8 protein-coding genes are annotated in these 10,247 nt (G+C 41.8%); 3 read left to right on the top strand and 5 right to left on the bottom strand.

Annotated features, from left to right (window positions below; genetic code table 11):
- Positions 1–53 precede the first annotated feature (53 nt).
- Positions 54–1,414, top strand: a protein-coding gene (locus H540_RS32395) for an IS3 family transposase (RefSeq protein WP_155891042.1) whose coding sequence is annotated in 2 segments (ribosomal slippage) — positions 54–510 and positions 510–1,414 — 1,362 coding nt in all. Because the reading frame shifts where the segments join, the coding sequence is not laid out codon by codon here.
- 88 nt (positions 1,415–1,502) lie between these two features.
- Here the strand turns inward: H540_RS32395 and H540_RS0120000 are convergent.
- From H540_RS0120000 to H540_RS0120015, 3 genes are all read right to left on the bottom strand, one after another.
- On the bottom strand, positions 1,503–2,669 hold the full coding sequence (locus H540_RS0120000) for a C40 family peptidase (protein WP_028402110.1): 1,167 nt from the start codon (positions 2,667–2,669) through the stop codon (positions 1,503–1,505).
- A 317-nt stretch (positions 2,670–2,986) separates the two neighbouring features.
- Positions 2,987–3,298 carry a winged helix-turn-helix transcriptional regulator gene (locus tag H540_RS0120010; protein WP_028402111.1) on the bottom strand — a complete coding sequence of 104 codons (312 nt, stop codon included), beginning with the start codon at positions 3,296–3,298 and terminating at the stop codon, positions 2,987–2,989.
- 342 nt (positions 3,299–3,640) lie between these two features.
- Complete coding sequence (locus H540_RS0120015) at positions 3,641–4,483, bottom strand: DegV family protein (RefSeq protein WP_028402112.1); 843 nt, start codon at positions 4,481–4,483, stop codon at positions 3,641–3,643.
- Between the two features lie 265 nt (positions 4,484–4,748).
- Here H540_RS0120015 and H540_RS0120020 point away from each other — a divergent pair, with 265 nt between their 5' ends.
- Together H540_RS0120020 and H540_RS30365 are read left to right on the top strand one after the other, a co-directional pair.
- Positions 4,749–5,390 (top strand): YigZ family protein, encoded by a 642-nt coding sequence (locus H540_RS0120020; RefSeq protein WP_028402113.1) that lies wholly within the window; start codon positions 4,749–4,751, stop codon positions 5,388–5,390.
- A gap of 12 nt (positions 5,391–5,402) precedes the next feature.
- Positions 5,403–6,422: an LCP family protein gene (locus H540_RS30365; protein ID WP_051317208.1), complete on the top strand. Its 1,020-nt coding sequence runs from the start codon at positions 5,403–5,405 to the stop codon at positions 6,420–6,422.
- A gap of 65 nt (positions 6,423–6,487) precedes the next feature.
- Here the strand turns inward: H540_RS30365 and H540_RS0120030 are convergent, their stop codons facing one another.
- A complete protein-coding gene (locus tag H540_RS0120030; protein ID WP_034671512.1) occupies positions 6,488–7,546 on the bottom strand; it encodes a glycosyltransferase family 4 protein in 1,059 nt (352 codons plus the stop codon).
- Between the two features lie 116 nt (positions 7,547–7,662).
- Positions 7,663–10,247 (bottom strand): PA14 domain-containing protein (locus H540_RS31505; RefSeq protein ID WP_051317209.1); only part of this gene is annotated, 2,585 nt, incomplete at its 5' end.

Raw genomic sequence — 10,247 nt, forward strand, 5'->3', positions numbered from 1 at the left:
TGAACTGCACCCTAATTGTTAGACACAACTAACAATTGGAGGTGCAGTTTTTTATGGCAAAATTTTCTCCAGAAGAAAAAATACAGGCAGTAAGACAATATTTAAATGGTAATGAAGGAATAAAAACAATTGCTAAATCTATAGGTGTTCATCCTAGTGCACTTCATCAATGGATTAAACAATATAAGATCTTCGGTGAAGATGCCTTTGAAAAACGCTATACATCCTACCCTGCACAGTTTAAACTAGATGTACTCAATTATATGAACGAACACGGGACATCTATTAGGGAAACAGCGGCGATTTTCAATATTCCATCCTATGAAACACTTCGACAATGGAAAGTTGCTTATGAAACAGAAGGATATGATGCCCTACAGTCAACGAAGAAGGGGCGTCCATCCATGAAAAATAAAAATAGTAATACAAAGAAAAATCAAGCACCTGTTCCAGAGTCAATAGAGGCATTACAGGCGGAAAATGAACGTTTACGTATGGAAGTTGCATATCTAAAAAAGTTGAATGCCTTAGTTCAAAACAAGGAAAAATCACCAAACAAGACAAAGCACAAGTAATCTATGAATTAAGGCTTGAGTTTCCGGTGAAAGCTCTTATACAAATCGCAGACATTCCACGTAGCACGTATTATTATTGGGTGAAAAACATCGGTAACCCTGACCCTGATGCAGAACTAAAAGTATGGATTCAATCCATTTTTGATGAACATGAAGGTCGGTTTGGTTACCGTCGTATTCGTGATGAACTTAGAAATCGCGGACACAAAGTAAATCATAAAAAAGTACAACGTATCATGAAAGATCTGGGACTAAAATGTCTTGTCCGCATGAAAAAATATCGCTCTTACAAAGGAACCGTTGGGAAGATTGCACCAAATATTTTAGATCGCGATTTTAAAGCTGAAAAACCGAATGAGAAATGGGTTACGGATATTACGGAGTTTAAATTATTTGGAGAAAAGCTATATGTATCGCCAATACTGGACTTGTTTAATGGAGAAATCATTACATATACAATCGGTTCAAGACCAACCTATTCACTCGTTTCAACGATGTTAGATCAGGCTATTGAACGCTTAACAGACGTAGATACCCTCCTTATTCATTCTGATCAAGGCTGGCATTATCAAATGAAACAATACCGTCATACCCTAAGAGAACATGGCATTACGCAAAGTATGTCCCGTCGAGGGAACTGTTACGATAACGCTGTTATTGAAAATTTCTTTGGTATCATGAAATCGGAACTTCTTTATCTAAAGGAATTTGAAAGTGTAGAACACTTTAAGCAAGAACTAGAAAAATATATAGAATACTATAATCACAAACGAATCAAGATCAAATTAAAGGGCATGAGCCCGGTTCAATACCGAGTTCATGCCCAACATGCCGCTTAACGAAATAACCTGTCTAACTTTATGGGGTCACTTCACTTGGAAAATAGTAAGTTACCGACTTTTTTCTTATAGTTTCATAAATATGAAATTAAAATCTGCCGTACCCTAGGAAGTGTGATCTGTTATAGCTGCTGCTTAAGCTGGAAACCGCGATGCCGCTGTCACCTGCATGAACCATTTTACCGTCGCCAATGTAAATGCCTATATGAGAAGGACCAGCCTTGTATGTGCCTTGGAAGAACACTAAATCACCAGGCTGCGGATTGTCGATTCGGGATACAGAATTCCAATACCCACTTACATCTTGACGGCCTACGCCGTATATATAAGAGATAAATCCGCTGCAGTCGAATCCGCTCGGAGACGCGCCGCCCCATACGTATGGAACACCAAGATATTGTAATGCTTTCCCAACTACGCCTCCGTTTGCAGCACCTGCCGGCGGCTGCTGTTTGGCCGGCTTATTACTTGGTGCTTGTGCTGGCGCTGGTGCTGGTGCAACCGTTTCACCGTCAGAGGTGTTTTGTAAGAAGAGTGATTGCTTCTCCATTTCTTTTTCCTGCTTTTGTTTTTGCGCTTCTGTCAATGCACTTTGCGTATTCGCTATATCGTTCACAAGCTTTTGGAATTTATCGTTCATCTCATCCCAAGCTGCTTGCTTCTGTTGGCGTTCTTCTGCAAGTGTTTTGTTTGTCTTTTCAAGTTCTGCTAAGAAAGCGCGAAGCTCCTGCTCTTTTTGAACGATGATTTCGCGATCCTTTTTCACTTGATCTTTATCACGTTCTTGTGTTTCTAAAATGCTTTTATCGGATTGAAACACCATGTTCACAGAGCTGATTCGGTCCAATAAGTCCGCAAAGCTTTGTGCGTTTACCACGACTTCTGTTACGATATTAGTTGTCGGCTGTGATTGTAAAGAAACAAGACGTTTTTTAATAACTACCTCGCGCTGCTCGATTTTCTTTTGCAGCTCGTTAATCGCGGCTGTTTTTTCTTGGATCAGTCTTTGCGTTTCAGTAATATTGTCTTTCGTTTCCGTTAACTTCTTCTCGTTTTCCTGAATGGAAGTTTGCACGTCTTGAACTGTTTTCTTAAGCTCGTCCATTTGTTTTTGAAGATCATTGCGTTGTTGTTCTTGTGTATGTAAAGTAGATTGAAGTTCAGCATCACGTTCTGCATGTACGCTAGGCGCCACTGCAGAAAACATCATTAGTCCAGTTGCCAGTACGCATGTAACCATTTTCAAGTTTTTCATCGTCCTATTCACACCTTCCTTTTCCCATTTAAATTTATACCATAATTTCCAGGCGTTTTTTTCGTTGTTACAAACTTGTAAAATAAATGTAATAAAAAGATTGTAAAATCATGATGTTTATATTCTAAATTTGTATTGTATTGTAGAAAAAATACGAATACATCAACGTTTGTCGACAAAGTCCATCTATTGGAAAAACAAATGCTGCTGCATTTTGTCATATAACAGTTTTTTTACAGAGCAGTAAAAAAACCCTCGTGCATCCCGGCACAAGGGCTTGACTTTGGAAATAGATAAAACAGGAGCAGAAGCGGCTTTTACACCCATTCCTCCGCCCATTTTTGCACTTCTCCCATTACGCTTTCCAGCGCTTTTCCTTTATCTGTAAGCATATACTCAATACGAACCGGCACCTCAGGATATACAGTACGAATGACGATGCCTTCGCTTTCAAGCTCCTTCAAGCGCTCCGACAGCATGCGGTCGCTCATATTCGGAATAATATCTGCCACTTCTCGAAATCGCATCGGTCCATGTAAAAGCGATTGAATAATCAAGCCTGTCCACTTCTTGCTGAGAAGGGTAAAGGCAGATTCAAATTTGGGACATAAAGATGAATTGTGTTCCATATTCGTCACCTCTCTTTCATTATATGATAGTTTCTTATAAAAAGTAAGTAATATAACATTACAATTATAACCAATTCTCTGCATAAGAAAAACTGAGCACGGGAAAAAACCATACTCGATTCTTTTTAGGCGGGCATAGTGCGCCTGTCGAGTGTAGTAACGGTCAAAGCCTTTCAGACATCCCCTCAGGCGTCTTTTAACTATATATAAATGATTTATAATTTCGACGTTTTCATTTGCTATTTCGAACAAAACGGCATTGGCGCGGAATTTCATAATTATGTTTAAATAAGAAACTCCCTTACAGGGGAGCCTTTAAAAAATAATAATAAGTGCAAAATGTTATTTTGTATACCAGCCAAGAGCGATTGCGCCTTCTCCTAAATGAGTGCCGATAACGGCGCCGAAATAGCTAACTGCTATATTTATATGCGGATATAGCTCTTGGAGATGTTTCTTCCACTCAATTGCTTCTTCTTCGCAATTTGCATGAATGACAACCGCCTCCATTGGAACACCCTTGTCCGCATGCTCATCAAAAATTTCCATAATCCGCTTCAAAGCTTTTTTGCGGGTGCGGATTTTCTCAAACGGGACGATAATTTTATCACGGAAATATAAAACCGGCTTTACCTGCAGCAGGCTCCCGATAAAAGCAGCTGCGCTGTTCAAACGTCCGCCGCGCTGCAAATGATTCAAATCGTCCACTACGAAATATGCATCCATAGATTGCTTCATTTCATCCAAGCGCTTCAAAATGTCTTCCGGAGCTTTCCCTTGCGCCGCCATTTTTGCTGCTTCTATTACATAAAAGCCTTGCACAGCACAGCTGATTTCAGAATCGTACGTGTATACCTTTGCCCCTTCAATCATTTGCCCGACCGTTGTTGCTGTTTGATATGTACCGCTGATGCCGCTTGAAAGATGAATGCTGACGATTGCATCATACTCTCTTGCTAAACGCTCGAACAATTCTACGAATAATCCGATTGCCGGCTGAGACGTTTTCGGAAGCTCCTCTTGCTCACGGACTTTCATATAAAACTGAAGGTCTGTAATCTCCACTTCTTCTTGATAAGAAGCATCCCCAAATGTCACGTTCAGTGGAACCATATATATATCAAGGCGTTCTCGTACTTCCTGCGGTATATACGCTGTACTATCAGTGACAATCGCTGTTCTCATATTCGTACCTTCCTTTGAAAAGTTTTATTGCTTAATTGTACATGAAAACGAAGAAAGGTGCATTAAATCACTTATAAATTCAAAATGTAAAAACTCTAACCATTCCTTTTACAATTTACAACAAGAAAATCATATTCATGATACGTATAGCTTATTCGTTTCCTTCTCATCCTAATATGAAAAACAAGAAAATATTTGAATAAAAAAAAATCCCCTTTTAGAATAGAGGTTATGGGTAATTTTAATAGATAGGGGCGTATAATCATTGTTATCACGATATTACACTGTAAAAGGATACGGTGAACACGAAATTGTGATTGAAAAGTCTCGGTTCATCAGCTATGTCAGCCGGGCTGTAACAGAAGAGGAAGCGCAGGAGTTCATTCAGTCAATTAAAAAAAAGCACTGGAATGCTACTCACAATTGTTCCGCTTATTTAATCGGCGAACACGATCAAATTCAAAAAGCAAATGATGACGGCGAACCAAGCGGGACAGCTGGCGTACCGATGCTGGAAGTATTAAAAAAGCGGCAGCTTAAAGATACAGTTGTAGTTGTGACTCGCTATTTCGGGGGCATTAAGCTCGGGGCAGGCGGATTGATTCGCGCTTACAGCAAAAGCACAAGCGAAGGCATCAATCATACAGGTGTAGTGGAGCGCAGGCTTATGCGCCTGCTTAAGACAAATGTTGACTATACATTGCTTGGCAAAGTAGAAAATGAACTGCGCAGTTCCTCTTATACCTTAAAGGACATTCATTACCTCGAAAACGTAACCTTTGACACATATGCAGAAGAAGGGGAAACAGAAGCTTTCAAGGAGTGGATGATTGAATTAACGAACGGCCGCTGCACCATTACTGAAGGTGACATGCTTTATATTGAAAGGCCGACTCACTCTGATTAAAGGAGCTCGTGTATGACAGATCGGTATGAATATTTGCAACAGCAAAGGAAAAAGAAAAAACGAAGACGGCGCATAGCCTTCTTTCTATTATTGCTTCTGCTTGTGGCAGGAGGCATCGGCTATTACGCTTATAACTCGTATTCCTCCTTGTCGCAAGTATACAGCGGCTTCAAGCGCGATAAATCCAAGCTGAGAACGGAAGAAGTAGAAATGACGAAAAAACCGTTCAGCGTGCTGATTATGGGCATTGAGAATTATGCGACGGGAGGCCAAGGCGGAAGAACCGATTCTTTAATTTTCGCAACGGTGAACCCGAAAACGAAACAAGTCTCGATGATGAGTATTCCGCGTGATTCACGCGTCACAATAGCAGGTCGTGACAAAAAAGATAAAATCAATGCCGCACATGCATACGGCGGCGAAAAAATGACGATCGAAACTGTGGAGAATTTCTTGAATGTGCCTGTGGATCATTATGTTAAAATCGATTTTAACGGCTTTAAACAAATTGTCGACGCCGTCGGCGGCGTTACAGTAGATGTGCCGTTTGACTTTAAAGAACGGTCGGACGAAAACTGGTATAAAGAAATTAAATTCAAAAAAGGATCGCAACACTTAAATGGAGAAGAAGCGCTTGCTTACGTACGAATGCGAAAGGAAGATCCGAGGGGAGATTTCGGACGTGCACAGCGCCAGCGCCAAGTGCTTGCAGCTGTGATTAGTAAACTGAACTCGCCTTCCTCTGTCTTAAAAATCACTGACATCGCAAAGGCCATTGGAAAGTATGTCAAAACAGATATTCCGGTCTCAGACGGGCTGGCGCTCTACAAGGAGTTTTCCGGATTTGATACTTCGGCTATTCAAACAATTGCCTTAGAAGGCCAAGATGAAAAAATCGGCGGCATTTATTACTTCGCGCCGAGCGAAGAGAGTCTGAAGAAAGCGCATGATACACTCATGCAAAACCTGGAGCTCCTTCCTTCGACAGAGGAAACTCCTCAAACAGATACGAACACATCAAAAAAACAATAAAAAGCTTGGAGTCCCCCGAGGATTCCAAGCTTTTTCATCATTAAAAGCGAGTAAACGGGAAAAGTTCATAGGATACCAAGCTTTCGCAGCAAATGCAGAATCGGATTTCCCCTTCCGCCCGTCAATCCGATAACTTCGGCAATGATTTCAATGAAAAACAAGAAAATCAGAAACAGAACAATGGCAACGCGATAGTTGTAATATGGGAAAAAGAAAGCAAATGTCCCGAATAACACAGCAGCCCCGTACAAAATAAGAACTGTCGTACGATGGCTATAACCGAGCCGCAGCAAACAATGATGAAGGTGGGATTTATCCGGCTTCATAATATTTTGTTTGCTAAGCATACGCCGAACGATCGCAAAAAATGTATCTGATAACGGAATGGCCAAAATAATAACAGGAAGAAGGACACTCGTCAGCGCAATGCCTTTAAAAAATCCTACAATTGACAAAAGTGAAATCGTATAACCAAGAAAAAGAGAACCTACATCCCCCATAAATATTTTGGCCGGATGAAAATTATAAACAAAAAATCCTATATTGCTCCCAATCAAAAGCACGATATAGCCAATTAAAAAATACTGTTGCTGCGAAACAGCAAAAAACAGCATAATAGTAAGCGCAATCGTGGAGACACCAACCGCAAGACCATCTAATCCATCAATTAAATTAATGGAATTGGTTACGATAATAATCCAAAGAAACGTAATAACATAGCTCATTATATCCAAATTGATTTCTCCGTAAAAAGGAAGCATAAACTTACTGATCGTAATGCCGAAACTAATAGGAATTACTGCTGCAACAATCTGTCCCATAAGTTTATGTATCGGAGACAGCGTATAGATATCATCAATTATTCCGGTAATAATGATGACAAGTGACCCAAATGCAATGCCGGTAAGTCCGGGGAATGAGAACCGAAAGATAACAAGCCCGGCCAGCACCCCGGAAACAATTGCAATTCCTCCGATACGCGGAACCTCCCTTGTATGTACTTTCCGCTCATTCGGGCGATCTACAAGGCGAAATCGATACGAAAGACGAATGATCAATGGCGTAACGATAACAGCGGCCAAAAAACTTACAAGAAAGTAAGCAATATATACACGCACATCCATGTCTGCACCTACCTCTAAAGAAGAATACGTAATATTAGTTTTCATCAAAGATGTGCATTTATTCTTTTTCTTTAACAACAAGAAAAAGAGACAGCAGTGCTGTCTCTTCTCTTGCGTTAACGAATAATGCTAAGTATGCGTGCGTATTGAGTAGCTGTATACGCAGCCGGTTCACCATTCGAGCCTGTAATAGAAACAGGTACGTCTGCGATAATCTTCGTCCAGTCAGCTTCGTCTCCCAGCTTTGTTAACACCATGGAATTATTTACTTGATATAGTACGGCCTGAGATGTAGATGCAGCAGGACGTACGTTCAGCGTATCAGCAGTCGGCTTCACTAAGGAATATTTACCCCAGTCTTTCCCGCCCAATTTTCTATCAATTTGATACATTACACTTGCAATACCAGATCCCCAATCCGCATCAGAAGCGTATTGGACGTTCATACCGGTGCTCTTATCACCGAGATACGCTCCCTCATAACGCCAATCTGCAGGATTGGAGTATCGTTTGCCCAGCCCCATATAGTTTTTAGCCATCTCTTCAATACATGCCTCATATGTTGGGTAAACAAACGCATTTTCTGATGTGTTGCGGTCTGTTGCATTGATGCTGAAAATATTGCGATAGTCGCCAGCATAACGGTTTAAACCGTAGTTGCTTTCGTGAATGGCGATTGCCAGAAGCATCATAGCATTTACATTGTAATCTGCTTCCGCTTTCTTAAACGCGGCTCCAAGATCTTTCAGCGGAGACTCCGGCTTTACCTGGCTTACATATGCATTCAATTCCTCTGCCGTATAGTTTGTTTTCGTATGCGCAGAAAGGTATTGGAAATATTGATATGCTTCTTGGCCGTTGAATTCATGCCCGTTCACACTGTAATATTTCTCTCCCGGCGTTAAGAAGGAAGGTGCTTTTCCGTACAACTGCATATCATACCAGCCGTTATGAGAGATATAGTAATAGAGATCTCCATTTTTCACTGTAAAATATGAGCTGTCAGCTGCATCCTTCGGCACTAATACAACTTTATCTTTTTGGACATATCCGATTGTATCGGCTAACCTGACTTTTACCCAATCACCCTCTACCGCTTCGACTTTCAGTTCTGTAGATCTCGCTACATACGTAAGTGCGTTTCCAGAACCAGGAGCGGAATAAATATTGATTGTGATATCGTCAGCATATGCGAAGCCGTTATTTACCCAAACAACGCGATCGTTATTCAGTACAGCATTCGCCCCGTTGTCTGCCGCTGCTCGCACAGCTTCATCATATGTATTATAGCCGTCAATATAATCCGTTTGCTTTCCACCGTTTGCCTTGTAGATCTTTGCCGATTTGTAAGCTCCATTCGGCACAGCAACTGGAGGCGGAGGAGTAACCGCAAGTGTTGTTGGTTCTACTGTTGCACTCACGAAGCTGGAGCCAACACCTTCATAATACTCCACTTCGATCCAATGCACATCTTGTAAAGATGCATTTGTCTCAGTTGTAGAGTTCACGACTTCCACAACCGCAGCACCTTCATCTCCTACAGTAGCTGTCCAACGATTGATGACAAGCTTTCCGTCTACATATACACGAACACCATCATCAGATTTTGTTAAAATTTTGTATCGGCCTGCCGGCATATGCTTTGCAGTAACATAACGAGCAGAGAAGTTGTCATCCGGAATAATGCCCGGGAATGGACTGCTCAATCCACTATTATCTGACAAGTTAGCCATCACCTTTGCAGCGGTTGGTATACCGGTAGGGTTCTTACTCGGATAATAGTACGCCAGCCAACTGTCGAATGGCACAAGATGCGAGAATATGCCTGCATCTCCGCCGCCTTCCATATAGCTCGTTTTCACTGTATGCTGACCTGCCGCCATGTTCGGCACAATGGCGCGGTCCGCTTGAGCTGTGTACCCGCTCCAGCGGTCAATTACAGGCTTTCCGTCTACCTCCACCCTTACATTATCGTCCGCAAAGGTTTGTATAAAGTAATCGCCTGCTGTCACATTTCGATTTTCATAAAAAACTGCTGAGAAATTATCGCTTCCTATGGATGGCATCGGTGCATTGCTTCCCCAGTTAAAAGCAATCCCGTTTAAACTATTTAAAGAATTTGCACCGCCAACGACAACACCATCTCCGGATCCGTTCGGATTATTGAAAAATGTCCCGACTGCAGAAGAATATTTTAAAACGTCGGAATAAGGCGTGACAGTAAGCTCTACTTTACTGGCTCCTGTCAATTCCAAATACTCAACTTCTATCCAATGGACATTCTTTTTGTCATCGTCTGTCGGATTGTCGGATACGGAAATTTTCACCGCATCCTCACGGTACCCACTTGCGCTCCAACGGTCCAAAACGAGTTTGCCGTCAACACGAACACGAATGCCATCATCCGCGCGTCCGCGAAGTACGTATTCTCCTGCCGGTAAACGCTTCGCTGTCACATATCTTGCCGAGAAATGATCAGATCCGATTTGTCCCGGCATAGGCGAGCCGAGGCCGTTATCTTCTAATAAGCCGTTCTCCGCAGATGGCTTGATCGTTTTCGCTGCAACTGGCGGTCCGGATGGATTTTCCCCTGAATAATAGTACGCTAACCAGTTGTCAAACGGTACAACATCCGAGAATACTGCTGCTGATCCGACACCTTCCATATAGCTCGTTTTCACTGTATGCTGACCTGCCGCCA

Source organism: Ectobacillus panaciterrae DSM 19096 (assembly GCF_000430785.1).
GTDB classification, from domain to species: Bacteria; Bacillota; Bacilli; order Bacillales; family Bacillaceae_G; genus Ectobacillus; species Ectobacillus panaciterrae.

Coding starts and splice junctions, on each gene's coding strand:
- H540_RS0120000 (WP_028402110.1), bottom strand. CDS start 2,669: ATGAAAAACTTGAAAATGGTTACATGCGTACTGGCAACTGGACTAATG.
- H540_RS0120015 (WP_028402112.1), bottom strand. CDS start 4,483: ATGAGAACAGCGATTGTCACTGATAGTACAGCGTATATACCGCAGGAA.
- H540_RS0120010 (WP_028402111.1), bottom strand. CDS start 3,298: ATGGAACACAATTCATCTTTATGTCCCAAATTTGAATCTGCCTTTACC.
- H540_RS0120030 (WP_034671512.1), bottom strand. CDS start 7,546: ATGGATGTGCGTGTATATATTGCTTACTTTCTTGTAAGTTTTTTGGCC.
- H540_RS30365 (WP_051317208.1), top strand. CDS start 5,403: ATGACAGATCGGTATGAATATTTGCAACAGCAAAGGAAAAAGAAAAAA.